Source organism: Blastococcus sp. SYSU DS1024, from assembly GCF_054050795.1.
Genome location: NZ_JBJHAA010000003.1, coordinates 233729 through 259096 on the forward strand (window position 1 = coordinate 233729; position 25368 = coordinate 259096).

The window sequence follows — 25368 nt, forward strand, 5'->3', positions numbered from 1 at the left end:
GGCGTGCGTCGCAGGTCACAGCCGGTGTGGGAGTCTCCCGGCGTGATGCACCACCGGGCCGCCCGTGCCAGCACCGCCCTGCTCCTGGCCGTCCTCGCCCTGACCGGGTGCCGGTCGGCGCCGGACGTCGCCGCCTACGTGGGGGACGAGCGGATCGGCGTCGCGGAGCTCGAGGCCGAGGTCGCCGACCGGCTCGACGACGCCGGTGTGGCCGCCACCGCGCAGGGTCGGGAGGAGGAGCTCACCCGCCGGGTGCTGGGCCTGCTTGTCGAGGGCGAGGTGCACGACGCCGCGGCCGAGCGCTACGGCGTGCAGGTCACCGACACCGAGGTGACCCGCCGGATCGAGGAGCTGCTCGGCGACGACGACCCCGAGGCCGTCTACGCGCGGCTCGCCGAGCAGGGCATCGGCCGGGCGGACGTCCGGGAGAGCGTGCGCCAGCAGCTGGTGCGGCAGGAGATCGCCGCCGCGGAAGGGGTGGCGGACCCGCTGGACGAGGCTGCCCTGCGCGCCCGGTACCAGGAGGTCCGCGAGGAGCTGGGCCAGGTCGAGTTCGGCTACGTCACCGTGCCGGACCAGGCCACGGCCACCGCCGTGGTCGCGGAGCTGACCGCCGACCCGGCCCGCTACGCCGCGGTGGCCGCGCGGTTCCCCGGCCCGTACACGCTGCCGGAGCTCGGTCGCCGGCCGGCCGACGAGCTGCCGCCCTCGCTGAGCGCGCCCCTCGTCACGGCCGAGCCGGGGACGGCGGTCGCGGTCCCGGTGCCCGAGACGGGCGGGGTCGTCGTCGCCTTCCGCGCCGGCACCGCCTACCCGTCCTTCGAGGAGCTGCGGCCGCAACTGGTCGAGGAGGCCGGGGCGCAGGCGGAGGCGGCGGTCCGGCCGCTGCTCGACGAGGTCCGGGCCGACCTCGACATCGCGGTCAACCCCCGCTACGGGACCTACGAGGAGGGGCGCCTGCTGCCGGCCCAGAGCGGGGTGGTCGACCTCCTCGACGATGCGCCGGCGGCTGCTTCGGCAGACTGACCGGGTGCCCGTCGCGCTCGCCGTCCCCGTCAGCCCCCGCATCCCCGGCCTGCTGAGCCCCGCCGGCTGGCGGGCGGTCTCCGCGGGGCGCCCGCTGGCCGCCCTGCCCGGGGCCGCCGGTACCGCGGCGCTGCTGCGCGCCGACGGGCTGGCCGTGGCCGAGGTGCCCGACGTCGCCGCCGCCGGCGCCCTGGCCGGCGACGTCGTCCTGCTGGTCCCCGCCGGGGAGCCGGTCCCCGGTGCGGAGCTCGCCGCCGCGGCGCCGGAGCCCGCCGGGGTGCGCCTGCTCGACGTCGTCGCGGTGATGGACCGGCTGCGCTCACCCGGCGGGTGCCCGTGGGACGCCGAGCAGACCCACGCCTCGCTGCGCGGCTACCTGCTGGAGGAGGCGCACGAGGCCTACGACGCGATCGTCGACGACGACCCGGTGGCGATGCGCGAGGAACTCGGCGACGTGCTGCTGCAGGTGGTCTTCCACGCCCGCGTCGCCGCCGAGGCGGGGGAGCAGCGGCGCTTCGACGTCGACGACGTCGCCGGTGACCTGGTGGACAAGCTCGTCCGCCGGCACCCGCACGTGTTCGGCGACGCCGGGCCGCGTGATGTCGCCCAGGTGGAGGCCGGCTGGGACGAGATCAAGAAGGCCGAGAAGCAGCGCCGCTCGCCCACCGAGGGCGTCTCCCGCTCGCAGCCCGCGGCCTCGTGGGGAGCGGCCCTGGTGCGCCGGGCCGGTCGGGCCGGGCTCCCCACGCCGCAGCCGGCCGAGCTGGCCGACGCGAGCCCCGAGGCGCTCGGCGAGCGCCTGCTGGCCGTCGTCGCCGCCGCCGAGGCGCGCGGGTGGGACGTGGAGGACGCGCTGCGGGAGGCGGTGCGCCGCTACGCCGGGGAGCTGGACGCCGCCGCGCACCGGCCCGACCGGCCGGCCTCGAGCTGACGGGGGACGCGCCGGCTGGCTAGCGTGGCAGCCCGGTGCACGCTGCGTGAATCCTCCTCGGAAGGAGCCGCTCCGCTGTCCGACACGCTCTCCGCCCCTGCCGTCGACCCGGTCGGCCCCGACGACGCCGTCGAGGGCGTGTCCGGCCTGATGCCGTCCGAGACCTGGCAGATCCTCCTCGTCTGCGCCGGTGCCGCCGTGGCGGCCTGGCTGCTCGGCGTCCTCATCGGCGTCGTGGTCCGGCGGGTGGGCCGCGGCTCGCCCGTGACCGCCGACCTCTCCCGCCGGGGCCGCACCCCGCTGCGCGCGCTGCTGGTGCTGCTGGCGCTGACCGTCGTCCTGGAGGCGGCCAACGAGCTGGGGGAGTGGTCGGAGGTCGTCGTCCACGCGCTCGTGCTCGCGGTGATCGCGACCGTCGGCTGGCTGGTCGCGGTGGCCGTCTTCGTCGCGGCCGACGCCTGGCTGGCCCGGTACGACGTCGACGTCGCGGACAACCGGCACGCCCGGCGGGTGCGCACCCAGATCTCGCTGCTGCGCCGGCTGGCCGCCGTCCTCGTCGCCGTGCTCACGGTCGCGGCGATGCTGCTGACCTTCCCCGGCGCCCGCGCCGCCGGCGCCAGCATCCTCGCCAGCGCGGGCGTCATCTCGATCGTCGCCGGCCTGGCCGCCCAGACCTCGCTGGCCAACGTCTTCGCCGGCCTGCAGCTGGCCTTCACCGACGCCATCCGGGTCGACGACGTGGTCGTCGTGGAGGACGAGTGGGGGCGGATCGAGGAGATCACCCTGACCTACGTCGTCGTGCACATCTGGGACGACCGGCGCCTGGTGCTGCCCTCGACGTACTTCACCACCACGCCGTTCCAGAACTGGACCCGCAAGGAGTCCGCCGTCCTCGGCGCCGTCGAGCTCGACGTGGACTGGACGACGCCGTTCGACCGGATGCGCGAGGAGCTCGACCGGCTGGTCGCCGGTGACGAGAACTGGGACCAGCGGGTCAAGGTCCTGCAGGTGACCGACGCCGTCGGTGCGCTCGTGCGGGTCCGCGTGCTGGTCAGCGCCCAGGACGCGGGGACGCTGTTCGACCTGCGCTGCGCCGTTCGCGAGGGGCTCGTCGGCTGGTTGCAGCGGGAGGCCCCGCACGCCCTGCCGCGCGTCCGGAACGAGGGCGCCGCCGGGTACGAGACCGCCGGGCGGAGCGGACGGCGCCCGGCTCCCGACCCCCGCACCGCACCCCGGCCGGCGCGCCCACCGGGCCGCGGGCCCTCGACCAGCGAGGGGCTGTTCACCGGCAGCCTGGAGGCCCGCAAGCGCTCCCAGGCGTTCAGCGGGCCGAGCGAGGAGGACCAGGCCGAGCGGGCGCGCCACGACCGGACGGCCGCGGACGAGGGGACCGCGGAGCAGAAGCCGGCCCCGCCGGCGCACTGATCCGGCGGGGCGCGGCCGGGGGAGGGCCTCGCCGACCGTTCCGGCTGGTTAGGCTGCCCCCGTGCCGAGCATCGATGCCGTAGGCGCGCGGGAGATCCTCGACTCGCGCGGAAACCCCACCGTGGAGGTCGAGGTCGCCCTCGACGACGGGACGATCGCCCGGGCCGCCGTGCCCAGCGGGGCCTCCACGGGCGCCTTCGAGGCGGTCGAGCTGCGGGACGGGGGTGAGCGCTACGGCGGCAAGGGAGTGACCAGGGCCGTCGACGGCGTCCTCGACGTGATCGGCCCCGAGCTGGTCGGCTACGAGGCCAGCGAGCAGCGGCTGATCGACCAGCGCCTGCTCGACCTCGACGGCACGCCCGACAAGTCCCGCCTGGGCGCCAACGCCATCCTCGGCGTCAGCCTCGCCGTCGCGCGGGCCGCCGCGGACTCCACGGGCCTCCCGCTGTTCCGCTACGTCGGCGGCCCCTCGGCGCACCTGCTGCCGGTGCCGATGATGAACATCCTCAACGGCGGCGCCCACGCCGACAGCAACGTCGACGTGCAGGAGTTCATGATCGCCCCCATCGGGGCGGCCACCTTCGCCGAGGCGCTGGCCATGGGCACCGAGACCTACCACGCGCTCAAGGCGGTGCTGAAGGGCCGCGGGCTCTCCACCGGGCTGGGCGACGAGGGCGGCTTCGCGCCCGACCTGCCGAGCAACCGGGATGCCCTGGACCTCATCGCCGAGGCCGTGGAGAAGGCCGGCTACGCCGTCGGCACCGACATCGCCTTCGCGCTCGACGTCGCCGCCACCGAGTTCCACACGGACGGGGGCTACGACTTCGAGGGCCAGAGCCGGTCGGCGGAGTACCTCGTCGACTACTACCGCGGCCTGGTCGACGCCTACCCGGTCGTCTCCATCGAGGACCCGCTCGACGAGGAGGACTGGGACGGCTGGATCGCCCTGACCGCCGCGCTCGGCGACCGCGTGCAGCTGGTCGGCGACGACCTGTTCGTCACCAACCCGACCCGCCTGGCCGACGGCATCGCCCGCGGCGCGGCCAACGCCCTGCTGGTGAAGGTGAACCAGATCGGCACGCTCACCGAGACCCTCGACGCGGTGAACCTGGCCCACCGCAGCGGCTACCGCTGCATGATGAGCCACCGCTCCGGCGAGACCGAGGACACCACGATCGCCGACCTCGCCGTCGCCACCGACTGCGGGCAGATCAAGACCGGTGCCCCGGCCCGCAGCGAGCGGGTGGCCAAGTACAACCAGCTGCTGCGCATCGAGGAGGAGCTCGACGACGCGGCCCGCTACGCCGGTGCCGCCGCCTTCCCGCGGCTGAACGGCTGAGCGGGGGCCGATGAGCAGCGTTCGCGGCCGGCGGGGCGGGAGCGAGGGGCGGCGCGCGACCGGCCGGGTGCCGCGCGTGCACCACTCGCGGCCGGTCCGCACGGGGCTGCGCTCGGGGGCGTCCAACCGTCCTGCGCAGCGGCGTCCCAACCGCCGCCCGGAGCGCCGGCCGGCCACCGCGGCCGCGCCGCGGCGCCGCCCGCTGTTCACCGGCCGCGCCGTGGTGCTCGTCGGGCTGGTGCTGCTGCTCGCGCTCACCCTGGCCGGGCCGATCCGGCAGTACCTGGCCGGCCAGGCGGAGCTCGCCCGGCTGGCCGCGGAGGGCCGGCAGCTCGACGCGCGGGTCGCCGAGCTGCAGGGGGAGCTGACGCGGCAGGCCGACCCCGCCTACGCCCAGCGGCAGGCGCGGGAGCGGCTCTCCTACGTCCTCCCCGGCGACCGGCTGGTCCTCGTCGTCGACGGGGACGCCGTCGAGGGTGACGCCGGGACGCTGGCGGCCGCCGCGGACCCGGGGCCGCTGCCCTGGTACGAAGGGCTGATGCGGTCGGTGGCCGAGGCCGACGGCGGCGCGGTCGACGAGCCGGACGACGAGGGGACGGCGGAGTGAGATGAAGGACCCCGCTACCCGCCAGACCCCGCAAGCCCGGCCCGGTCCCCTGCAGCGGGGTCGTTCCGGCCCCGTCAGCGAGGAGGACCGGGAGGTGGTCGCCCGGCAGCTCGGCCGCCCGCCCCGGGCGCTGGCCGGCGTCGCGCACCGGTGCCCCTGCGGCCAGCCGGACGTGGTCGAGACCTCGCCGCGGCTGGAGGACGGCACGCCGTTCCCGACGCTCTACTACCTCACCTGCCCGCGGGCCTCGGCCGCCGCGAGCCGGCTGGAGTCGACCGGCCGGATGCGGGAGTGGCAGGCGGAGCTGGGCACCGACCCAGAGCTCGCCGCCGGCTACCGGGCCGCGCACGAGGCCTACCTCGCCGCGCGCGACGCGAAGGACGTGCTGCCCACCCGCACCACGGCCGGCGGCATGCCCGACCGGGTCAAGTGCCTGCACGCGCTGGCCGGCCACGCGCTGGCCGCCGGCCCCGGCGTCAACCCGATCGGCGACCGCGCGGTCGCCGAGATGGGCGAGTGGTGGGCCAGGGGTCCGTGCGCCCGCCCCGAGGGCCCCGGCTCCCAGGACGACGCATGACGCGGGTCGCGGCGATCGACTGCGGCACCAACTCCATCCGGCTGCTCGTGGCCGACGTGCCGGAGGAGGGCGGGCACACCGACCTGCTGCGGCGGATGGAGGTCGTGCGCCTCGGCCAGGGCGTGGACGCGACCGGCCGGCTCGCCCCGGAGGCGATCGAGCGCACCCGTGCGGTGCTGGCCGAGTACGCCGCGGCAGCCCGCGAGCTGGGCGCCACCGGCGTCCGGATGGTCGCCACCAGCGCCACCCGGGACGCGGCGAACCGCGCCGACTTCGAGGGCATGGTGCGGGCCACCCTGGGGCGCACGCCCGACGTCGTGACCGGCCGGGAGGAGGCCGAGCTCTCCTTCCTGGGTGCCACCGGGTCGATCGCCGCCGCGGCCGCCGCGCACGGGCTGGAGCCCGCCCCGGCGCCCTGGCTCGTCGTCGACATCGGCGGCGGCTCCACCGAGTTCGTGCTCGGGGACGCCGACGGCGTGACCGCGGCCCGCTCGGTCGACATCGGCTGCGTGCGGCTCACCGAGCGGCACCTGCGCGACGACCCGCCCACGCCGGAGCAGATCGCACGCACCGAGCGCGACATCCGCGCCGCCCTGGCCCAGGTGCGCGCCGAGGTGCCGGTGGGGAAGGCGGCGAGCCTGGTGGGGCTGGCCGGGTCGGTCACCACCGTGGCGGCCCTGGCTCTGGGCCTGCCCACCTACGACTCGGCGGCGATCCACGGCTCACGCATCCCGGTGGCCGACGTCCGCCGGGTCGCCGCGGACCTGCTGGGGGCCACCCGGGCGAGCCGCGCCGCCGAGCCGGTGATGCACCCGGGCCGGGTCGACGTCATCGGCGCCGGCGCGCTGATCCTGCGGGTGCTCATGGACGAGTTCGGCCTGGCCGAGGTCACCGTCAGCGAGCACGACATCCTCGACGGCATCGCGCTGCGCCTGGCCCGCTCGTAGAAGGACCCCGGTGCCCCCCACGCCTCGCAGGCTCGCCGCAGGCCCCTGCACCGGGGCCGCCTGATGCCCCTGGACGCCGGGGGTTTCCCCGTCACCCGCACCCCCGCCGGGGTGGCGCGCAGCGCCCGCGCTGCGCGTGAGCTGCCGGTCCTCGACGAGCGCATCTCCGGCTGCTACGCCTGCCCGCGACTCGTGGCGTGGCGCGAGGAGGTCGCCCGGGTCAAGCGGGCGTCGTTCCGCGACCAGGACTACTGGGGCCGCCCGGTGCCGGGCCTGGGACCCGCCGACGCGCGGATCGCCGTCGTCGGCCTGGCGCCGGCCGCGCACGGCGGGAACCGCACCGGCCGGGTCTTCACCGGCGACCGCAGCGGTGACTGGATCTTCGCCGCGCTGTGGCGGGCGGGCCTGGCCAACCAGCCGACGTCGACGCACGTCGGCGACGGGCTGGAGCTCACCGACGTGCGGGTGGCCGCCGCGGTGCGTTGCGCCCCGCCGGCCAACGCGCCCACCCCCGAGGAGCGGGACACCTGCTCACCGTGGCTGGCCCGCGAGCTGGAGCTGCTGCCCCGGCTGCGGGTGGTCGTCGTCCTCGGCGGTTTCGGCTGGACGGCGCTGTGGCCGGTGCTCGCCGCCGCCGGGTACGCGCTGCCGCGCCCGCGGCCGGCGTTCGGGCACGGGGTCGAGGTGCAGCTGACCGGACCCCGCGGCCCGCTGACCCTGCTGGGCAGCTACCACGTCAGCCAGCAGAACACCTTCACCGGCAAGCTCACCGAGCCGATGCTGGACGCCGTCCTCACCCGGGCGACCCAGCTGGCGGCCGGTTGATCAGCGGGGCCGCAGGTGCCCGCCCAGCGCCTCACCCAGCGCGGTGACGGCGGCGGTGGACTCCCGCACGGAGCCGGCCGACACGTGGAAGACGTGCCAGAGGCCGTCGAACCGGCGCAGGTCCACCGCCACGCCGGCGTCCCGGGCCCGCCGGGCCAGCCGCACCGACTCCTCGAGCAGGATCTCCTCGCTGCCCACCTGCACGACCAGCGGCGGGAGGCCGGTCAGGTCCGCGGCCAGGGGCGCGAGCTCCGGCGCGCGCAGATCGCGGCCGGGGGCGAAGTCCGCGGCGCACCGGGCCAGCCACGCCGGCTGCAGCATGGGATCGCGCAGGTCGTCGCGCCGGTCGGCGCCGGAGAGGTCCAGCCACGGTGAGACCAGCCCCAGCGCCGCGGGCAGCGGGTCGCCGGCGTCGCGCAGCCGCAGCGCCGCGGTCAGGGCGAGCCAGCCACCCGCCGAGTCGCCGGCGAGCACCGTGCGCTCCGGCGAGCCCACGCGCCCCTGCAGGTCGCGGTATGCGGCCAGCGCGTCGTCCAGCGCCGCGGGGTAGGGGCGCTCGGGGGCCAGCCGGTAGTCCAGCAGGTGCACCGTCGCGCCGGAGGCGGCCGCCAGGTGACTCGCCAGCGTGCGGTGGGTGGCGAACGAACCGGTGGTGAAGCCGCCGCCGTGCAGGTACAGCACGTCGCCGGTCGACGTCGTCGCGGGGAGCATGACCTCGGTGGCCCGGCCGCCGAGCTCGCCGCGGCGGATCCCCACCCCCTGGGCCGGCGGGATCGGCGCGCTGACCAGGTCCAGCCACCGCCGTTGCGCGCCCACCGGCACGCGCGCGCCGAGCACGGGGCGCACGAGGGTGCGCACGATCCGGCGCATGGCGCCGGCCGGCAGCTGCGGGGGCGTCACCGGGCGCTCCGTGCCCGGGACGCCGTGGTGCAGGGCGGCGGCGTGGTGACCAACGGGAGCCTCCGGTCGGGGGAAGGGGCAGCGCGGTCACCGTACGGGCACCCCGGTGCCCGCGGCGCCGGCCAGCTAGCGTGCGGACCGCGCCCCCGTAGCCCAACTGGCAGAGGCAGGCCCCTTAAAAGGGTTCCAGTGTCGGTTCGAACCCGACCGGGGGCACGACCAGGGCGGGTGGGGTGGTCTACGAGGTCCGGGCCGCGATCGCTCGGCCCATGCGTGCCAGCGCCTCGCTCAGCACGGCGGGCGAGGTGGCGATGTTGATGCGCACGTGCCCGGCGCCCCCGGTGCCGAAGACGTGGCCCGAGCTCAGGGCCACCCGTGCGTGGTCCAGGAAGAACCGTGCCGGCCCGTCCAGGTCGCTCACGACGGCGCGGCCGCCGCTGGGGGACTCGGGCGGGAGGCCCAGCGGACGGCAGTCCACCCAGGCCAGGTAGGTCCCCTCCGGTGCGCGCAGCGTCGTCGTGGGGAGGTGCTCGGCCACCAGCTGCTGCAGCAGCCGCCGGTTCTCGTCGAGGGCGGCGAGCACCGCATCCAGCCAGCCGCCGGCCTCGCGGAAGGCCGCGGTGTGCGCGATGACGCCGAGGTGGCTGGCCCCGTGGCCGACCTCCTCCGGGAGGCGGGCCAGGTCCGCGGCCGCCTCCGGCCCGGCGACGACCACGGCCGCCTTGAGACCTGCCAGGTTCCACGCCTTCGACGCCGACATCAGCGCGAAGCCGTCGTCGACGACGCTCAGGTAGGGCACGAAGCGGGCACCGGGGAGGACGAGCGGCGCGTGGATCTCGTCGGAGACGACGCGCACGCCGTGTCGCTGGGCGAGTGCGGCGACGGACTCGAGCTCGGCGCGGGTGTGCACGGCACCGGTGGGGTTGTGCGGGTTGCACAGCAGGAACGCCGGGTGGGCGCTGCGGGCGCTGGCTGCGGCGAAGGCGGCGTCCAGCGCCTCGGGGTCCAGGCGGCCGCGCGGGTCCAGCGGCGCCTCCACGACAGGGCGCCCGGCGTGCTCGACGAAGGCGTAGAAGGGCGCGTACACCGGCGGGGTCACCACCACGACGTCGCCGGGACCGGTGACGAGGCGGAGCACCTCCACGATGCCCATCATCACGTCGGGCACGACAGCCGTGCGGCCCGGGTCGATGCCGGTCCAGCCCCACCGGTCGGCCGCGAAGGCGGCCACCGCCTCCGGGTACTCCCGTCCTGCGTGGTAGCCGGTGTCGCCCGCGTCGACCGCGCGGTGCAGCGCCTCGCGGACGGGGCGTGCGAGGGCGACGTCCATCTCGGCGACCCACAGCGGCAGCACATCCGCCGGGTGGGTGCGCCACTTCACGCTCGTCCGCCGGCGCAGGTCCTCCAGGGGCACCTGCAGGAACGGGTTGGCCGGCCGCGCCCCGGCCTCCCGGCCGGGGGCAGCCGTCGAAGGACCGGGGGGCATGTCGGCGGTCATGGAGGTGCTCCGATCGGGTGCGGTCGGCAGGGCGGGCGGGCGGCGAGGACAGCATCGGGCACCCCTCGCCGAGCCCGCCGGGTGAGCGCCGCCGATGGTGCCGTGCCGGACGGGGGAGTGTCTGCGACCGGTTTCCCGACCCGCACCCGCGGGGGTGATCCGGATCTGCGGCAGCTGTGGAACGCTGTGGGCGTGTCGGGCGTTGACCCGACCGAGTGGAGTGCGCGATCAGGCTCCACGACCGACGAGTCACCTCGAGGAGATGACGATGGCCAGTAGGAACCCGGCGTTCAGCCGTGGGTTCGGCAACGCGGGCCCCGGCCAGCAGTACGCCGGTTGGGGCAACCAGCCCCAGTACGGCGCCCCCCAGTACGGGGCCCCGCAGTACGGCGCCCCGGCGCCGCAGCAGGAGCAGTACGCCGCGCCGTCCCCGTACGGGACGACCGAGGAAACCCGCTACATGACGATGGACGACGTCGTCACCAAGACGGGTCTGTCGTTCCTGGTGACCGTCGTCGCCGCGGCGCTCACCTGGGCGATGCCCGGCACCGCCGCCATGGCGCTCGCCCTCCCGGCCGTGCTCGTCGCGCTGGTGCTCGGCCTGGTGATCGCCTTCAAGCAGATCGCCAGCCCGGTCGCGACGCTCTCCTACGGCGCGCTGTACGGCGTCGCGCTGGGCGCGATCAGCGAGGTGTTCAGCCTCCAGTTCGGCTCGGGCATCGTCATGCAGGCGCTGATCGGCACCTTCGGTGTCTTCGCCGGCATGCTGGTGATCTACAAGACCGGCGCCATCCGGGTCACCCCCAAGCTGACCCGCTGGATCGTCGGTGCGCTCATCGGCGTGCTGGTGCTCGTCGTGGTCAACCTTCTCGCCGGTTTCTTCGTCGAGGGTGGCCTGGGCCTGCGCGACGGCGGCCCGCTGGCCATCGTCTTCAGCCTCGTCGTGATCGGTGTCGCGGCGTTCACGCTGCTGCTCGACTTCGACATGGCCGACGAGGCGATCCGCCGCGGCGCTCCGGCGAAGTTCGCCTGGTACATCGCCTTCGGCCTGCTCATCACGGTCATCTGGCTGTACCTGGAGATCCTGCGGCTGCTCTCCTACTTCCAGGACGAGTGAGCCTCCGCACCACATGACAGTGGCCCGGTCCCCGCGAGGGGGCCGGGCCACTGTCATGTCCGGGGGCTACCTCAGGAGAGGCGCTCCAGCACCATCGCCATGCCCATGCCGCCACCGACGCACATGGTCTCCAGGCCGAACGTCTTGTCCTTCGTCCGCAGGCCGTTGATCAGCGTCCCGGTGATGCGGGCGCCGGTGCTGCCGAAGGGGTGGCCGACGGCGATGGCGCCGCCGTGCACGTTCAGCTTCTCGATCGGGATGTCCAGGTCGCGGTAGCTGGGGATGACCTGCGCGGCGAACGCCTCGTTGATCTCGACCAGGTCGATGTCGTCGATCGTCATGCCGGCCCGCTGGAGCGCGAGCTTCGAGGCGTCGACCGGCCCGTAGCCCATGATCTCCGGCGAGAGGCCGGTGACCGCGGTGGAGACCACCCGGGCGAGCGGGGTCAGGCCGAGCTCGCGGGCCTTGGTGTCGCTCATGATCACCACGGCCGAGGCGCCGTCGTTGAGCGGGCAGGCGTTGCCGGCGGTGACCCGGCCGTCGGGGCGGAAGACCGGCTTGAGGCCGGAGATCCCCTCGAGCGTGGTGCCCGGCCGCGGGCCGTCGTCCTTGGTGACGACGGTGCCGTCGGGGAGCGTGATCGGGACGATCTCCCGCTCCCAGAAGCCGTTGTTGATCGACTCCTCGGCGAGGTTCTGGCTGCGGACGGCGAACTCGTCCATCTCCTGGCGGGTGACGCCCTTGAGCAGCGCCAGGTTCTCCGCCGTCTGCCCCATGGCGATGTAGACGTCGGGGACGTTGCCGTTCTCCCGCGGGTCGGTCCAGGAGTCGGCGCCGCTCTCGGCCACCTTGGCCACCCGGGCCTGGGCGTCGGCGAACACCGCGTTCTGCGTGTCGGGCAGCGAGTCGCTGTTGCCCTTCACGAACCGCGAGACGGTCTCCACGCCGGCGGAGATGAAGACGTCGCCCTCGCCGGCCTTGATGGCGTGCATGGCCATGCGGGTCGTCTGCAGGGACGAGGAGCAGTAGCGGGTGATCGTCGTGCCGGGCAGGTGGTCCATCCCCAGCAGCACGCTGACGACGCGGCCCATGTTGTAGCCCTGCTCCCCACCGGGGAGGCCGCAGCCGAGCATGAGGTCGTCGATGTCGCGCGGGTCGAGGGCGGGCACCTTGTCGAGCGCGGCCCGGATGACCGCGGCGGCGAGGTCGTCGGGCCGCATGTCCTTGAGCGACCCCTTGAACGCGCGGCCGATGGGGGAACGCGCGGTCGAGACGATGACGGCTTCGGGCATGGTTCCTCCACGGTGAGGGGGTCCGGACGCGGCGCGCCGGACGTCGGTCACCTCGGAAACTACCCCGGCCGGGCGGACCGGGGCCCGGCCCCAGGTCAGGAGGACGCCGGTGTGGCCGGGGTCACCTCGTCTGCCCGGCGAGCGGGTCGCTCTCGGCGTGCTCGGCCTGCTCCGGGGTCGGCACCCCCGTCGGCCGGCGGCGGCGCAGCAGCGCCCACGGACCGCGGGGCCCGGTCTCCGAGCCGGCCACCTCGGCGGCCTGGACCTCGGTCCCGGGACGGTTCACCGCCCGGGCCGCGGCGCGGGCGACCGGCTTGACCGTCTGGCGGCGCAGCGAGCGCAGGCCGCGGTCGGCCCGCGTCGGCCACACGCCGAGGGCGTCGGCGACCGAGGGCAGCAGCACCGCAGCCGCCGCCGCATAGCCCGCCGCGCTCGGGTGGAACTCGTCGACGCTGAACATGCTGGAGTCCGACGCGAACGCCGGGCCCAGCAGCGAGCCGAGCGACACGGTGCGCCCCCCGGCCTCGACCACGGCGATCGTCTGCGCCGCGGCCATCTGCCGGCTCCAGCGCCGGGCCAGCGTGCGCAGCGGCTGCGCGATCGGCCGGATGGTGCCCAGGTCGGGGCAGGTGCCGACGACGACCTCGCAGCCGGCCGCGGTCAGCCGGCGGACGGCGTCGGTGAGGTGGCTGACCGAGACCGACGTGGGGGTGCGGGCGGTGACGTCGTTGGCGCCGATCATGATGACCGCGACCGCGGGGCGCTCGGCCAGCGCGCGGTCGACCTGCACCTCGAGGTCGGCGGCGCGGGCACCGGACTTGGCCAGGCGCACCAGCCGCACGGGGCGCTCGGCGAGCTCGGCCAGCCCCGCGGCGACGAGCACGCCGGGGGTCTCGGCGGCGCGGTGCACCCCCAGCCCGACGGCGCTCGAGTCGCCCAGGACCGCCAGCACGATCGGCTCACCGCCACCCCGCCCGTAGACGCCGTCGCCCGACGGGGGGTCCTCCTTGTACGTGCGGGCCTCGACCTTGCGGCGGGCCACGCGCGCCTCCTCGCGGAGGAGGGCGACCAGGGCAGCTCCGGCCAGACCGACCCCACCGCCGCCGTAGGCGGCACCGGTGGCCAGTCGTCGGGCCGTGGCGGTGCGCGTCATGGTCCCTCCCTGCCTGGTCGGTGCCGACGTCATCGGGGCACCACCGACGTTATCGGCCCCCTACGGTGCAACCTGTGCCCCCATCCCTCCCTGGTATGAGCTCCGCTGCGCCGACCGACGAGCGGACGCGGCAGATCGTCGGCGTCCTGGTCGATGCCTTCGGTGACCTCATGGACGCCGATGCCGACGCCTTCCGCACCAAGTTCCGCAAGATGGCGGCCGATCCGTTCGCCTTCTACCGGGGCAGCGCCCCCCTGTTCTACGCGGACATGGCGACGTCCGAGGATCGCTGGTGCGACGAGCGGACGTCCCGGGTGTGGATCCACGGTGACCTGCACGCGGAGAACTTCGGCACGTACATGGACGCCAACGGCCGGATCGTCTTCGACGTCAACGACTTCGACGAGGCGTACCTCGGGCACGTCAGCTGGGACCTGCGCCGCTTCGTCGCCAGCTTCGCGCTCATGGCGTGGCGCAAGGCGTTCTCCGACGAGGTGATCAGTGAACTGCTCGCCGTCTACCTGCGCGCGTGGCTCGACCAGGTGGCGGCCTTCACCCGGTCGGACGCCGACCGCGAGTTCGCCCTGGTGGCCGGCAACACCCACGGCGCCGTGCACGAGCTGATCCGCCGCACGGCCACCCGCACCCGCCTGGGGCTGCTGCAGCGGATGACCGTGGTCGAGGGCGACGCGCGCCGCTTCGCGGACTCCGCGCGCAACCGCCGGCTGGACGACGCCGAGCACCAGGAGGTGCTCGCGGCGCTGGAGCGGTACAAGGCGACGCTGCCGCCCCGGCCGTGGCGGCGCGAGGTCGCGTACGACGTCAAGGACCTCATCGGCACCGGTGGCTTCGGCATCGGCAGCGCGGGGCTGCCGGCCTACAACGTCCTGCTGGAGGGCTACGACCAGGCGCTGGAGAACGACGTCGTCCTGTCGGTCAAGCAGGGCAACGTGCCCGCCCCCGGCCGGGTCGTCGACGACCCGCGCATCCGCGGGTACTTCGCGCACGAGGGCCACCGGACGGCGCTGAGCCGGCGCGCGCTGCAGTCGCACGCCTCCCAGTTCCTGGGTTACACCGACATCCGCGGCACGGGCTTCGTCGTCGCGGAGCTGTCGCCCTACGAGCTCGACCTCGAGTGGGAGGACCTCACCGAGCCCGCCGACATCCGCCCGGTCCTGGAGCAGCTCGGGCGGGCGACGGCGAAGCTGCACTGCGTGGGCGACGCCGACAGCGACCACACCCTCGTGCCGTTCCAGACCGAGGAGGCGATCACCGCGATGATCGGCGACCGGCGGGAGGAGTTCGTCGCCGACCTGGTCGCCTTCGCGCACGACTACGCCCACCGCACGCAGGAGGACCACCGGCTCTTCGTCAACGCCTTCCGGGCGGGGCTGATCCCGGGGATCCGCTCCAGCGGCTGACGGCCCCCGCTGCCGGGCGTCTGACCTCGACCAGCATCCCGATGTGCGGTCCGAGTTCCGGCTTGTCGAACTTCTCGCCGACGACGCGGGACCCCGTGCGCTCGTAGAACCCGACGACGGTCGTGCGGGCGTCGCACCAGACCAGGTCGGCGCCGAGGTCGGCGAGCCGGTCCAGGCCGTGCTCGACCAGGGCCCGCCCGATGCCGGTTCCACGAACGGCGGGGTCCGTCGCCATGCCGCGCAACTGCCAGGGCGCCCGGCTGCCGGGGCGGTACGGGCAGGGAGCCGGGGAGAACCGGACCACGCCGATCACCGCACCGTCCTGGCGGGCGGCGAGGTGGACGGTGTCGGGATGCTCGTCGCCCGCCCAGGTGATCGTCCCGCCGTCCGGTCGCAGCACGGCGGCCCGGAGCGCGTACGTGGTCTCGGGCAGCACCTCGTCGACGTCCACCCCGGCAGTGTGCGTCAGCGGGCGCGGCGGCCGCGGCGGGTCCGCAGGTAGTCGGCGACGACGTACTCGCCCAGCCGGTCGGCGTCCGGCTCGAACACCCGTCCGCCGGCGCGCTGGGTCAGGTCGTGCACGAAGTGGACCAGCCCCGGATCGGGGTCGAGGGCGAAGACGTTCACCGTCGCGCCGGACCGGGCGACCCGTTCCACCTCGGCCACCGTGCGGGCGATCGTCTCGGGCATCGGCGGCCAGCAGAAGTACGGCGTCCCGTCGTCCTCCAGGTGGGCGGTCGGCTCCCCGTCCGTGACCACCAGCACCACCGGCTCGGCGTCGCGGTGCCGTGCGAGGAACCGGCGGGCCAGCATCAGCCCGTGCTGCAGGTTGGTCCCCTGCAGGGTGTCGACGCTGAGCTCGGCGAGCGTCTCCGGGCGCAGCACCTGGGCCGTGGAGGAGAAGCCGATGATCTCGATGGCGTCCTGCGGGAACCGCGTCGTCACCAGCGAGTGCAGCGCCATCGCCGTCGACTTGGCCGCGCCCCACGTGCCGCGCAGCGCCATCGAGTAGGAGAGGTCGACCAGCAGGGCGACGGCGGCGCCGGTGCGCCGCTCGGTCTCCACCACCTCGAAGTCCTCGACGGCGATGCGGACCCGCCGCTGCCCCTCCCGGCGTGGCTCGCCCGCCGTCCGCAGCACGGCGTTGCGGACGGTGCGGACGACGTCCAGCGGCTGCTCGTCACCGAACCGCCACTCCCGGGAGCCGCCGGTGAGCTCCCCGGCCGCCCCGGCGTCGGCGACGTCGTGCTCGCCGCGGCCGGTGGCGTCGAGCTGCGCGAACACCCGGCGCAGCGCGGTGGCGCCGAGCCGGCGGACCGCCTTGGGCGAGAGCTCCAGGGTGCCGCCGGAGCGGTTGAGGTAGCCCTGGCGCTCCAGCTCGCGTTCGAGCTGGCGGAGCGCGGCGAGGTCGTCGGCGGCCGAGCGGCCCAGCGCGCGCTCGAGCAGCTCCTCGTCGACGTCGGCAAGCGACGCCCCGGCGTAGCCCTGCGACAGCTGGTTGGACAGCGCCTCCAGGTCGGCGAGCTCGGCGACGGCGGTGGTGGCGTCGCCCATGCCGAGCCCCTGCTCGCCGTCGGGCACCTGGCCGCGCTGCCCCCAGGGCAGGTCGGGGCGGGCCTGGCGCAGCGCGTCGGAGAGGTGGGCCATCTCGCTGGCCAGCCCCATGTCCTCCATCGTCTGCGCCATCAGCTCGGCCAGCTCGGCCCGCTGCTCGGGGGAGAGGCCGGCCATCATCCGCTGCTGCGCCGCGGCCCGGCGGGCCAGCGAGTCGATCAGCTCCTCCACGGACTCCGGGTCGTCCGGGAAGAACTGGCCGTGCTGCTCCATGAAGTCGGCGAACTGCTGGTCGGTGTCCTCGCCGCGGTTGTGCGCGTCGACCAGCCGGGAGAGGTCGGCGACCATGTCCTTGACCGCCTGCATGTCGGCCTCGGTGGCGTTCTCCAGCGCCTGCTTCATCGACGCGAAGGAGCTGTCGAGCACCTCCCGGCGCAGCAGGTCCTGGATCTGCTCGTAGGCCTGCCGGCCCTCCGCCGAGCGCCACGACCAGTCCTTGAGCGCGCGGACGGCGCCCGCGGTGTCCTCGGGCAGGGCGTCCAGCTCGGCCTCGGCCAGCCGCGCGGCGTCGTCCGGATCGGGGAACAGCTCCCGCCGTTCGGCCTGCACGGCGCGGTCGAGCAGCTCGCGCACCTCCTGCAGCGTGCCGTCCATCCGCCCGGCGGTGCGGGCCTGGCGCAGTCGGTCGCGCACCTGCCGGCGCAGCTCGTCCAGGCCTTGCCGGCCCTGCGTGCCGCGGCGCAGCAGCTCGCGCAACGCCTCCCGGACGCCGCTGCCGTCGAGCACCGAGTCGCCGATCTCGTCCACGGCGTCGCCGAGGTCGTACGGCGGGGCCAGCGGGTCGGGGCCGCCCCGCCACTCGCCGTACCGGTAGCCGCGGGGCCGGCGCGTGCCCACCTCAGGCCCCGTACACGGTGCGGCCGCCGTCGGTGTCCTTCGCCAGCCGGCGGGTGAGGTGCAGGCCCTCCAGGGCGAACTCCACCGCGGCCGCCGCCTGCTCGGCGGACTGGTCGCCCTCGGGCACCCCGAGCCGGCCGAGCAGCTCGGCGAGCTTCGGGACGGTGCCCAGCTGCCCCAGCAGGGCCGGGGCCGGGACGAGGTCGCCGGACTCGACGGTCTCCCCGCCGGTGAAGTGCTCCTGCAGGCCGGTGAGGTCGAGGCCCGCGCACCGCGCGCGGAACGTCTGCGCCGTGGCCTGGCGAAGCAGGTGCTCCAGGATCTCCAGCTCGCGGTCGTCGTCGGGATCGGCACCGGCGTCGGCGAACTCGACCTTGCCGCGGCTGGCCGGGACGATGCTCGGCAGGTCGACCACCCGCGCGACCGGCCGGGTCTCGCCGGCGACCGCGGCCCGGCGGACGGCGGAGGCGGCGACGGTCTCCAGCCCCGCGATGGCGAACCGGGCGCTGACCCCGGAGCGCTGGTCGACGTGGCTGGACTCGCGCACCAGCCGGGTGAACCGGGCGACGATCTCGACCAGGTGCTCGGGGACGACGGGGGTGTCCAGGGAGGCGGCGCCCGCGGGGCTGCCGAGCCCGCTGGTCCGCGCCTCCTGGTGCAGCAGCCGGATCTCGTCGGCGAGCTCGATCGGGTAGTGGGTGCGCACCTCGGCGCCGAACCGGTCCTTGAGCGGGGTGATGATCCGCCCCCGGTTCGTGTAGTCCTCCGGGTTCGCGCTCGCGACCAGCAGCAGGTCCAGCGGCAGCCGCACCCGGTAGCCGCGGATCTGGATGTCGCGCTCCTCCAGCACGTTGAGCAGCGCGACCTGGATGCGCTCGGCCAGGTCGGGCAGCTCGTTGACGCTGAAGATGCCCCGGTTGGTGCGGGGGACCAACCCGTAGTGCACGGTCTCCGGGTCGCCCAGCGTGCGGCCCTCGGCCACCTTGATCGGGTCGACGTCGCCGATCAGGTCGCCGACGCTGGTGTCCGGGGTGGCCAGCTTCTCGCCGAAGCGTTCGCTGCGGTGCAGCCAGCCGACCGGGGTGGCGTCACCGTGCTCGGCGATCTGCCGGTGCGCCCAGACGCTGATGGGCTGCAGCGGGTGCTCGTTGAGCTCGCTGCCGACGAGCACCGGGGTCCACTCGTCGAGCAGGCCGACGAGGGTGCGGATCAGGCGGGTCTTGCCCTGGCCGCGCTCGCCGAGCAGGACCAGGTCGTGGCCGGCGATGAGGGCCCGCTCGACCTCGGGCAGGACGGTCTCCTCGAAACCGACCATGCCGGGCAGGGTGGGCGAGCCTTCGGCCAGGCGGGCGAGCAGGTTGGCGCGGATCTCCGCCTTGACCGGGCGGGAGGTGGCGCCGCTCGCGCGGAGCTCGCCGAGCGTCGTGGGTGCGGGGGAAGGGGTGGCCGGTGCGGTGGTGGCACCCGGGGTGTCCGTCACCCCCGCCACGGTACGACGGCCGCGCGCGTCCTGGTCGGTCGCGGACGACGGCCCCTGCCAGGATCGACGCATGGCAGGTTCCGGCGGTCCTCCTCTGGTCAGCGGTGCCGACGTCGCGGCGGCGGCGGAGCTGCTCGCCGGTGTCGTCCGGCGCACCCCGCTGGAGCACTCCCGGGGGCTGGCCGACCGCGTCGGGGGACCGGTCTGGCTCAAGTGCGAGAACCTCCAGCGCACCGGCTCCTTCAAGCTCCGCGGCGCCTACACCCGGATCGCGCGGCTGACCGACGAGGAGCGGGCCCGCGGCGTGGTCGCCGCCAGCGCCGGCAACCACGCCCAGGGGGTGGCCCTCGCCGCCCGGCTGCTCGGCGCCGAGGCGACGGTCTACATGCCCGAGACCGCACCGCTGCCGAAGGTGGCGGCCACCGAGGCCTACGGCGCGCGCGTCGAGATGTTCGGCCAGTCCCTGGCCGAGCCGCTGCTCGCCGCGGCGGAGCACGCCGAGCGCACCGGCGCGGTGTTCATCCACCCCTTCGACCACCCGGACGTGATCGCGGGCCAGGGCACCGTCGGGCTGGAGGTGCTCGAGCAGTGCCCGGAGCTGGCGACGGTGCTGGTCTGCGCCGGCGGCGGCGGGCTGGTCTCGGGCATCGCGGCCGCGGTGAAGGAGCGCCGTCCCGACGTCCGGGTGGTGGCCGTGCAGGCCGAGGAGGCCGCCGCCTTCCCGGGCTCGCTGGCCGCCGGGCGGCCGGTCGCGCTGGAGACCATGTCGACGATGGCCGACGGCATCGCCGTCCCCGCGCCCGGCGACCTGACCCTCGCCCACGTGCGGGGGCTGGTCGACGAGGTGCGCACGGTCAGCGAGGAGGACCTCTCGCGGGCACTGCTGTTCTGCCTGGAGCGGGCGAAGCTGGTCGTCGAGCCCGCGGGTGTGGCCGCGGTCGCCGCTGTCCTGGCCGATCCACGGGCGTTCGAGCCCCCGCTGGTCGCCGTCGTCTCCGGCGGCAACATCGACCCGGTGCTGCTGCTCAAGGTCGTGCAGCACGGCATGGCGGCGGGCGGGCGGTACCTGTCCCTGCGGCTGCGGGTGCCCGATCGGCCGGGCTCGCTGGCCGCCGTCCTCGCGGAACTCGCCGCGGTGGGCGCCAACGTGCTGGAGGTCGAGCACGAGCGGACCTCGACCCGCCTCGGCATCGGCGAGGTGGAGGTCTTCGTCGTCGTCGAGACCCGGGGCCCCGCGCACGCCGGGGAGGTCATCGGGGCGCTGCGCGCCGCCGGGTACGCCGTCACGCCGGAGTAGCCGCGGCCGGACCGATGAGTTCCCCGGTCCCGGGCGGTCCTGGTTGCCGTCCCGCACCTGCGGGGCGGGGCGGAGGAGCAGCGCGTGCACGCGACGGAGAAAAGCGGTGGGGAACTGTCGGTGGGCGGGCCTAGCGTCCGCGGCATGACCGACGCGATCGTCGTCGAGGGGTTGGTCAAGCGCTTCGGTGCGACCACCGCGCTCGACGGAGTGGACCTGACGGTGGCCGAGGGCTCGGTGCTCGGGCTCCTCGGCCCGAACGGCGCGGGCAAGACGACGGTGGTGCGCATCCTCACCACGCTGCTGGCCGCGGACGAGGGGCGGGCGGAGGTGGTGGGCCTCGACGTGGTGCGCGACGCCGACCGGGTGCGCGCGGCGATCGGTCTCACCGGCCAGTACGCCGCCGTGGACGAGTACCTCACCGGGTTCGAGAACCTGGAGATGGTGGGGCGGCTCTACCGGCTCGGCCGGGCGGAGTCGCGCCGGCGGGCCGGTGAGCTGCTGGAGCGGTTCGACCTCTCCGCCGCGGCCGATCGGCCGGCGAAGACCTACTCGGGCGGCATGCGCCGGCGGCTGGACATCGCCGCCTCGCTGATCGCCCGCCCGCGCGTGCTCTTCCTCGACGAGCCGACGACCGGCCTGGACCCGCGCAGCCGGCTGGCCATGTGGGAGTTCATCGCCGACCTGGCCGGTGGTGGGACGACGATCCTGCTCACCACCCAGTACCTGGAGGAGGCCGACCGGCTGGCCGACCGGATGGTCGTCATCGACCGGGGCCGGGTCATCGCCCGCGGCACCGCCGACGAGCTCAAGGCCCAGGTCGGCGGGCAGCGGCTGGAGCTGACGGTCACCGATGCCGCGGTGCTGCCCGACGTCGTCGAGCGGCTGCGCCCGCTCGCCGTCGAGGACCCGGTGGTCGACGTGCAGGCGCGCCGGCTGTCGCTGCCGGTGAGCGGCGGTGCGGCGGTGCTCGCCGAGGCGCTGCGCCGGCTCGACGGCCGGATCCCCGAGATCATCGACGTGGGGCTGCGCCGGCCCGACCTGGACGACGTCTTCCTGGCGCTGACCGGCCGCGCGGCCGAGGAGGTCGCCACCGACGACGAGACGACGGCCGAGCCGGCTGTCACCGGAGGTGCCCGATGAGCAGCATGGCCGCGACGCTCTCCGACAGCGTCGTCATCACCAAGCGCAACCTGATCAAGGTCAAGCGCGTGCCCGACCTGATCGTGTTCGCGACGCTGTCGCCGATCATGTTCGTGCTGCTGTTCCGGTACGTCTTCGGCGGCGCGATCCAACTGCCGCCGGGCACGAGCTACGGGGAGTTCCTGCTGCCCGGGATCTTCGCCCAGACGATCGTGCTGGGGAGCACGACCACGGGCGCGAGCCTGGCCGAGGACCTGCAGAAGGGGCTCATCGACCGGTTCCGCTCGCTACCGATGTCCCGCTCGGCGGTGCTGATCGGCCGCACCGTCGCCGACGCCGGGCTGAACACCATCTCGATCACGGTGATGGCGCTGACCGGCCTGGTGGTCGGCTGGCGGATCCACTCCTCGGTCGGGGAGGCGATCGCGGGGTTCCTGGTCCTGCTGCTGTTCGCCTACGCCATCTCCTGGCTCATGGCGATGGTCGGGCTGCTCGTGCGGACCCCGGAGGTGGTCAACAACGCCAGCTTCATCGTCATCTTCCCGCTGACGTTCGTGGCCAACACGTTCGTCCCGCTGGAGTCCTTCCCGTCGGTGCTGCGCAGCTTCGCCGAGTGGAACCCGGTGTCGGCCGTGGTCCAGTCGGCGCGCAACCTCTTCGGCAACACCTCGCCGCTGGCGCCGACGCCGGACGCCTGGTCGCTGCAGAACCCGGTGCTCTACACGCTGATCTGGGTGGTGCTCATCCTGGCGGTGTTCGTGCCGCTGTCGGTGCGCACCTACCGGTACGCCGCCGGCCGCTGAGGGACGCCGGCCGGGTTCGCCGAGGACCGCGATGTAATGGCGGTGATGAACACTCCCGAGGCACTCGCCGCCGACAACCCCCTCGCCGCGCCGTCCGACCTGCCGTTCCGGCTGCCGCCGTTCGCCGACATCACCCTCGAGCACTGCCGGGAGGCGCTGCTCGCCGGGATGGCCGAGCAGCGCCGGGAGGTGGCGGCCATCGTCGGGTCGGACGAGCAGCCGACGTTCGAGAACACGGTGGTGGCACTGGAGCGGTCCGGCGCGCTGCTCGACCGGGCCTGGTCGGTCTTCGGCAACCTCTCCTCGTCGGTGGCGACGCCGCGGCTGCGGGAGATCGAGCGCGAGATCGCCCCGCTCGCCGCGGCCCACGACGACGCCCTGCGGCTGGACCCGGCGCTGTTCGCCCGCATCGATGCCGTGCACGCCGCCCGGGACACCGCCGGCCTGGACGCCGAGTCGGTGCGGCTGGTGGAGCGCTACCACCTCGACTTCGTGCTCGCCGGCGCCCGGCTCGACGACGCCGGCCGGGCCCGGCTCGGTGAGCTGAACCAGCAGCTCTCGGAGCTCTCGACGACGTTCGGGCAGAACCTGCAGCTGGCCACGGAGGCAGCGGCGGTGCGGGTCGAGGATGCCCGGGAGCTCGACGGGCTGAGCGAGGAGGAGCTGGCGGCCGCGGCGCGCGCGGCCACCGACCGCGGGCTCGACGGGTACCTGCTCACCCTGGTGCTGCCCACCGGTCAGCCGGTGCTGGCCAAGCTGCGCGACCGGGGGCTGCGGCGCCGGGTGTTCGAGGCGTCGGTGAGCCGGGCGTCGGCGGGGGAGCACGACAACCGGCCGGTTGCCGAGCGCATCGCCCGGCTGCGGGCCGAGCGGGCGCGGCTGCTGGGCTTCGACACCCACGCCGACCTGGTGCTCGCCGACTCGACCGCGCGGACCACCGCCGCGGTCGACGCGGTGCTGCGCTCGATGGTGCCGGCGTCGGTGGCGAACGCCGAGGCCGAGGCCGAGGTGCTGCGCGAGCTCGCCGCCGGCGACGGTGTCGAGCTGGCGGCCTGGGACTGGGCGTACTACAGCGAGCGGGTGCGGGCCGAGCGGTACGCCGTCGACACCACGGCGCTGCGGGCGTGGTTCGAGCTCGACCGGGTGCTGGTCGACGGCGTCTTCCGGGCCGCCGAGCTGCTCTACGGCTTCCGCTTCACCCCGTGCCCCCACCTGGCCGGCTACCACCCCGACGTCCGGGTGTGGGAGGTGCGGGACGCCGACGGCGCCGAGGTCGGGCTGTACCTGGGCGACTTCTTCGCCCGGGAGGGCAAGCGCGGCGGGGCGTGGATGAGCTCCTTCGTCCGCCAGTCGCGCCTGCTGGGTACCCGCCCGGTCGTCGTCAACAACCTCAACGTCACCCGCGCCCCGGACGGCCGGCCCACGCTGCTGACCCTCGACGAGGTGAACACGCTCTTCCACGAGTTCGGCCACGCGCTGCACGGGCTGAGCTCGGCGGTGACCTACCCGCGGTTCGCGGGCACCGCCGTGCCGCGGGACTTCGTGGAGTTCCCCAGCCAGGTCAACGAGATGTGGGCGCTCTGGCCCGAGGTCCTGTCGCACTACGCCCGGCACGTGGAGACCGACGAGCCGCTGCCGGCATCGGTGGTGGCGGCGATCGACGCCGCGCAGCTGTGGGGCGAGGGCTTCGCCACCCTCGAGTACCTGGCCGCCACGCTGCTGGACCAGGCGTGGCACCGCCTCACGCCCGACAGCGAGATCGGGGACCCGGTGGAGTTCGAGCGGGCGGCCCTCGCGGCCGCCGGCGTGGCCTCGGCGCTGGTGCCGCCGCGCTACCGGACGACGTACTTCCAGCACGTCTTCGCCGGCGGCTACTCGGCCGGCTACTACTCCTACATCTGGTCGGAGGTGCTCGACGCCGACACCGTGGAGTGGTTCAAGGAGAACGGGGGCCTGCGGCGGGAGAACGGGGACGTCTTCCGGCAGCGGCTGCTCGCGGTGGGCGGATCGGTGGACCCGTTGGCCGCCTTCCGCGCCGTCCGCGGCCGCGACGCCGACCCGGGCCCGCTGCTGCGCCGCCGCGGCCTCGCCCGGTCGTGACCGGAGCCATGATCAGGTGACCTGATCATGGCGCGTCCTCCCTCACGGTGGGCGGTGAGGGAGGACGCGCTGCGGTGCGGGAGGACGGCTCGTGGCCGCGGTGCGATCCGAGGATCGCGGTGTCAGAGCCAGGGCAGCGAGAGCACCAGGTCGAGGTCGTCGGGGGCGTCCCCGTCGCGCACCAGCCGGTTGGGCTGGCGGTGGCCGCACGCCGTGCAGCGGTGGACCACCTGCCAGCCCTTGCCCGACTTCTCCACCAGCCCGATCGGCTCCATCGGCTGCCGGCACTCGCTCGCCCGGTCACCGGGCAGGTCGTCGACGTGCAGCGACCACAGGCAGTACGGGCAGTGGTTGCGGTAGTGCCCGTCGGTGTTGGCCGGCACCGGCGTCGTGCAGTGCACGCACGCGAACCCGGTGTTCTCCGCCCGCCGGGAGCGGGCGCGGGGTGCGCTCACCGGCCCGGTCAGGGGACGAACGGCTCGACCGCGACGACCTCGACGGTGATGTCCTTGCCGTTCGGCGTCTGGTAGGTCACCGAGGTGCCGGGCTCGGCGCCCATGATCGCCGAGCCGAGCGCCGACTCGGGGGAGTAGACGGTGAGCTCGGTGGTGCCGGCGATCTCGCGCGAGCCGAGCAGGAACTTCTCGGTCTCGTCGTCCCCGGCGAACTTGATCGTGATCACCGTGCCCAGGGCGGCGTTCGTGGCGGTCTTCGGGGCGTCCCCGACCCGCGCCTTGCGGAGCAGGTCGGTGAGCTGGCGGATCCGGCCCTCCTGCTTGCCCTGCTCCTCCTTGGCAGCGTGGTAGCCGCCGTTCTCCTTGAGGTCGCCCTCTTCGCGGCGGGCGTTGATCTCGGCGGCCATGGCCGGGCGGTTCGCCACCAGCTGGTCGAGCTCGGCCTTCAGCCGGTCGTGGGCCTCCTGGGTGAGCCAGATGCCCTGGTCCTGCTCGTCAGTGGGGGTGGACACGTGGGAGAACTCCTGGGATATCGGGTGCGCGTCCCGGTGTGGGACGACCGTGGTCGATCCGGCCAAGCT

At 74.9% G+C, this 25368-nt stretch carries 23 protein-coding genes and 1 tRNA gene; 15 read left to right on the forward strand and 9 right to left on the reverse strand.

The features are described 5' to 3' along the window. Positions 1-45 precede the first annotated feature (45 nt). The 8 genes from ACI79S_RS04475 (at position 46) to ACI79S_RS04510 (ending at position 7677) form a co-directional block, all read left to right on the forward strand. Positions 46-1026 (forward strand): SurA N-terminal domain-containing protein, encoded by a 981-nt coding sequence (locus ACI79S_RS04475; RefSeq protein WP_456592312.1) that lies wholly within the window; start codon positions 46-48, stop codon positions 1024-1026. 4 nt (positions 1027-1030) lie between these two features. Continuing rightward, positions 1031-1957, forward strand: coding sequence for a MazG family protein (locus ACI79S_RS04480; RefSeq protein ID WP_456592237.1), 927 nt, complete (start codon positions 1031-1033; stop codon positions 1955-1957). A 24-nt stretch (positions 1958-1981) separates the two neighbouring features. Next, a complete protein-coding gene (locus ACI79S_RS04485) occupies positions 1982-3382 on the forward strand; it encodes a mechanosensitive ion channel family protein (protein WP_456592238.1) in 1401 nt (466 codons plus the stop codon). Positions 3383-3443: 61 nt separating this feature from the next. Then, complete coding sequence (eno, locus tag ACI79S_RS04490) at positions 3444-4721, forward strand: phosphopyruvate hydratase (RefSeq protein ID WP_456592239.1); 1278 nt, start codon at positions 3444-3446, stop codon at positions 4719-4721. Between the two features lie 10 nt (positions 4722-4731). Next, on the forward strand, positions 4732-5328 hold the full coding sequence (locus tag ACI79S_RS04495) for a septum formation initiator family protein (RefSeq protein WP_456592240.1): 597 nt from the start codon (positions 4732-4734) through the stop codon (positions 5326-5328). Between the two features lie 94 nt (positions 5329-5422). Further along, complete coding sequence (locus ACI79S_RS04500) at positions 5423-5905, forward strand: DUF501 domain-containing protein (protein WP_456592241.1); 483 nt, start codon at positions 5423-5425, stop codon at positions 5903-5905. Beyond that, on the forward strand, positions 5902-6852 hold the full coding sequence (locus ACI79S_RS04505; RefSeq protein ID WP_456592242.1) for a Ppx/GppA phosphatase family protein: 951 nt from the start codon (positions 5902-5904) through the stop codon (positions 6850-6852). The genes ACI79S_RS04500 and ACI79S_RS04505 overlap by 4 nt, the downstream gene beginning before the upstream one ends. Positions 6853-6915: 63 nt before the next feature. Further along, entirely contained in the window at positions 6916-7677 is a 762-nt protein-coding gene (locus tag ACI79S_RS04510) for a uracil-DNA glycosylase (protein WP_456592243.1), read from the forward strand. On the opposite strand, the gene ACI79S_RS04515 is transcribed toward ACI79S_RS04510, so the two are convergent. Beyond that, the gene (locus ACI79S_RS04515; RefSeq protein ID WP_456592244.1) at positions 7678-8577 is read right to left on the reverse strand and encodes an alpha/beta hydrolase; all 900 of its coding nucleotides are present in this window, start codon (positions 8575-8577) and stop codon (positions 7678-7680) included. Positions 8578-8719: 142 nt separating this feature from the next. Between ACI79S_RS04515 and ACI79S_RS04520 the strand changes: the two genes are divergently transcribed. Further along, positions 8720-8793, forward strand: a tRNA-Leu gene (locus tag ACI79S_RS04520). A 22-nt stretch (positions 8794-8815) separates the two neighbouring features. Here the strand turns inward: ACI79S_RS04520 and ACI79S_RS04525 are convergent. Continuing rightward, positions 8816-10075 carry a MalY/PatB family protein gene (locus tag ACI79S_RS04525; protein ID WP_456592245.1) on the reverse strand — a complete coding sequence of 420 codons (1260 nt, stop codon included), beginning with the start codon at positions 10073-10075 and terminating at the stop codon, positions 8816-8818. A 268-nt stretch (positions 10076-10343) separates the two neighbouring features. Here ACI79S_RS04525 and ACI79S_RS04530 point away from each other — a divergent pair, with 268 nt between their 5' ends. After that, positions 10344-11192, forward strand: a complete 849-nt coding sequence (locus ACI79S_RS04530) for a Bax inhibitor-1/YccA family membrane protein (RefSeq protein WP_456592246.1) — start codon at positions 10344-10346, stop codon at positions 11190-11192. Positions 11193-11263: 71 nt separating this feature from the next. Here the strand turns inward: ACI79S_RS04530 and ACI79S_RS04535 are convergent, their stop codons facing one another. Next, a complete protein-coding gene (locus ACI79S_RS04535) occupies positions 11264-12484 on the reverse strand; it encodes an acetyl-CoA C-acetyltransferase (protein ID WP_456592247.1) in 1221 nt (406 codons plus the stop codon). A 121-nt stretch (positions 12485-12605) separates the two neighbouring features. Next, positions 12606-13637 carry an SGNH/GDSL hydrolase family protein gene (locus tag ACI79S_RS04540; RefSeq protein ID WP_456592248.1) on the reverse strand — a complete coding sequence of 344 codons (1032 nt, stop codon included), beginning with the start codon at positions 13635-13637 and terminating at the stop codon, positions 12606-12608. A 95-nt stretch (positions 13638-13732) separates the two neighbouring features. Between ACI79S_RS04540 and ACI79S_RS04545 the strand changes: the two genes are divergently transcribed. Continuing rightward, entirely contained in the window at positions 13733-15058 is a 1326-nt protein-coding gene (locus ACI79S_RS04545; protein WP_456592249.1) for a DUF2252 domain-containing protein, read from the forward strand. On the opposite strand, the gene ACI79S_RS04550 is transcribed toward ACI79S_RS04545, so the two are convergent. From ACI79S_RS04550 to ACI79S_RS04560, 3 genes are read right to left on the reverse strand one after another with little or no spacing between them, the layout of a single operon-like run. Continuing rightward, positions 15009-15509 carry a GNAT family N-acetyltransferase gene (locus ACI79S_RS04550; RefSeq protein WP_456592250.1) on the reverse strand — a complete coding sequence of 167 codons (501 nt, stop codon included), beginning with the start codon at positions 15507-15509 and terminating at the stop codon, positions 15009-15011. The two genes, ACI79S_RS04545 and ACI79S_RS04550, sit on opposite strands and share 50 nt — an antisense overlap. 14 nt (positions 15510-15523) lie before the next feature. Beyond that, positions 15524-17509: a VWA domain-containing protein gene (locus ACI79S_RS04555; protein ID WP_456592251.1), complete on the reverse strand. Its 1986-nt coding sequence runs from the start codon at positions 17507-17509 to the stop codon at positions 15524-15526. 1 nt (position 17510) lies between these two features. After that, positions 17511-18989: a sigma 54-interacting transcriptional regulator gene (locus ACI79S_RS04560; protein ID WP_456592252.1), complete on the reverse strand. Its 1479-nt coding sequence runs from the start codon at positions 18987-18989 to the stop codon at positions 17511-17513. Positions 18990-19059: 70 nt separating this feature from the next. Between ACI79S_RS04560 and ilvA the strand changes: the two genes are divergently transcribed. The 4 genes from ilvA (at position 19060) to ACI79S_RS04580 (ending at position 24332) form a co-directional block, all read left to right on the forward strand. Continuing rightward, positions 19060-20286, forward strand: coding sequence for a threonine ammonia-lyase (gene ilvA, locus ACI79S_RS04565; protein WP_456592253.1), 1227 nt, complete (start codon positions 19060-19062; stop codon positions 20284-20286). Between the two features lie 144 nt (positions 20287-20430). Further along, the gene (locus tag ACI79S_RS04570; protein ID WP_456592254.1) at positions 20431-21429 is read left to right on the forward strand and encodes an ATP-binding cassette domain-containing protein; all 999 of its coding nucleotides are present in this window, start codon (positions 20431-20433) and stop codon (positions 21427-21429) included. Then, positions 21426-22232: an ABC transporter permease gene (locus tag ACI79S_RS04575; protein ID WP_456592255.1), complete on the forward strand. Its 807-nt coding sequence runs from the start codon at positions 21426-21428 to the stop codon at positions 22230-22232. Before ACI79S_RS04570 ends, ACI79S_RS04575 begins: the two co-directional genes overlap by 4 nt. Before the next feature lie 45 nt (positions 22233-22277). After that, positions 22278-24332 carry a M3 family metallopeptidase gene (locus tag ACI79S_RS04580; protein WP_456592256.1) on the forward strand — a complete coding sequence of 685 codons (2055 nt, stop codon included), beginning with the start codon at positions 22278-22280 and terminating at the stop codon, positions 24330-24332. Between the two features lie 122 nt (positions 24333-24454). On the opposite strand, the gene ACI79S_RS04585 is transcribed toward ACI79S_RS04580, so the two are convergent. Continuing rightward, a complete protein-coding gene (locus ACI79S_RS04585; protein ID WP_456592257.1) occupies positions 24455-24787 on the reverse strand; it encodes an RNHCP domain-containing protein in 333 nt (110 codons plus the stop codon). 8 nt (positions 24788-24795) lie between these two features. Further along, positions 24796-25299 carry a transcription elongation factor GreA gene (greA, locus tag ACI79S_RS04590; protein WP_456592258.1) on the reverse strand — a complete coding sequence of 168 codons (504 nt, stop codon included), beginning with the start codon at positions 25297-25299 and terminating at the stop codon, positions 24796-24798. Positions 25300-25368 lie beyond the last annotated feature (69 nt).

Excerpts from the sequence above, each read along its gene's own strand:
- ACI79S_RS04570 (WP_456592254.1), top strand. The coding sequence starts at position 20,431 with ATGACCGACGCGATCGTCGTCGAGGGGTTGGTCAAGCGCTTCGGTGCG.
- ACI79S_RS04505 (WP_456592242.1), top strand. The coding sequence starts at position 5,902 with ATGACGCGGGTCGCGGCGATCGACTGCGGCACCAACTCCATCCGGCTG.
- ACI79S_RS04545 (WP_456592249.1), top strand. The coding sequence starts at position 13,733 with ATGAGCTCCGCTGCGCCGACCGACGAGCGGACGCGGCAGATCGTCGGC.
- ACI79S_RS04495 (WP_456592240.1), top strand. The coding sequence starts at position 4,732 with ATGAGCAGCGTTCGCGGCCGGCGGGGCGGGAGCGAGGGGCGGCGCGCG.
- ACI79S_RS04510 (WP_456592243.1), top strand. The coding sequence starts at position 6,916 with ATGCCCCTGGACGCCGGGGGTTTCCCCGTCACCCGCACCCCCGCCGGG.
- ACI79S_RS04580 (WP_456592256.1), top strand. The coding sequence starts at position 22,278 with ATGAACACTCCCGAGGCACTCGCCGCCGACAACCCCCTCGCCGCGCCG.
- ACI79S_RS04525 (WP_456592245.1), bottom strand. The coding sequence starts at position 10,075 with ATGACCGCCGACATGCCCCCCGGTCCTTCGACGGCTGCCCCCGGCCGG.
- ACI79S_RS04575 (WP_456592255.1), top strand. The coding sequence starts at position 21,426 with ATGAGCAGCATGGCCGCGACGCTCTCCGACAGCGTCGTCATCACCAAG.
- ilvA (WP_456592253.1), top strand. The coding sequence starts at position 19,060 with ATGGCAGGTTCCGGCGGTCCTCCTCTGGTCAGCGGTGCCGACGTCGCG.
- ACI79S_RS04540 (WP_456592248.1), bottom strand. The coding sequence starts at position 13,637 with ATGACGCGCACCGCCACGGCCCGACGACTGGCCACCGGTGCCGCCTAC.
- ACI79S_RS04535 (WP_456592247.1), bottom strand. The coding sequence starts at position 12,484 with ATGCCCGAAGCCGTCATCGTCTCGACCGCGCGTTCCCCCATCGGCCGC.
- ACI79S_RS04530 (WP_456592246.1), top strand. The coding sequence starts at position 10,344 with ATGGCCAGTAGGAACCCGGCGTTCAGCCGTGGGTTCGGCAACGCGGGC.
- ACI79S_RS04475 (WP_456592312.1), top strand. The coding sequence starts at position 46 with ATGCACCACCGGGCCGCCCGTGCCAGCACCGCCCTGCTCCTGGCCGTC.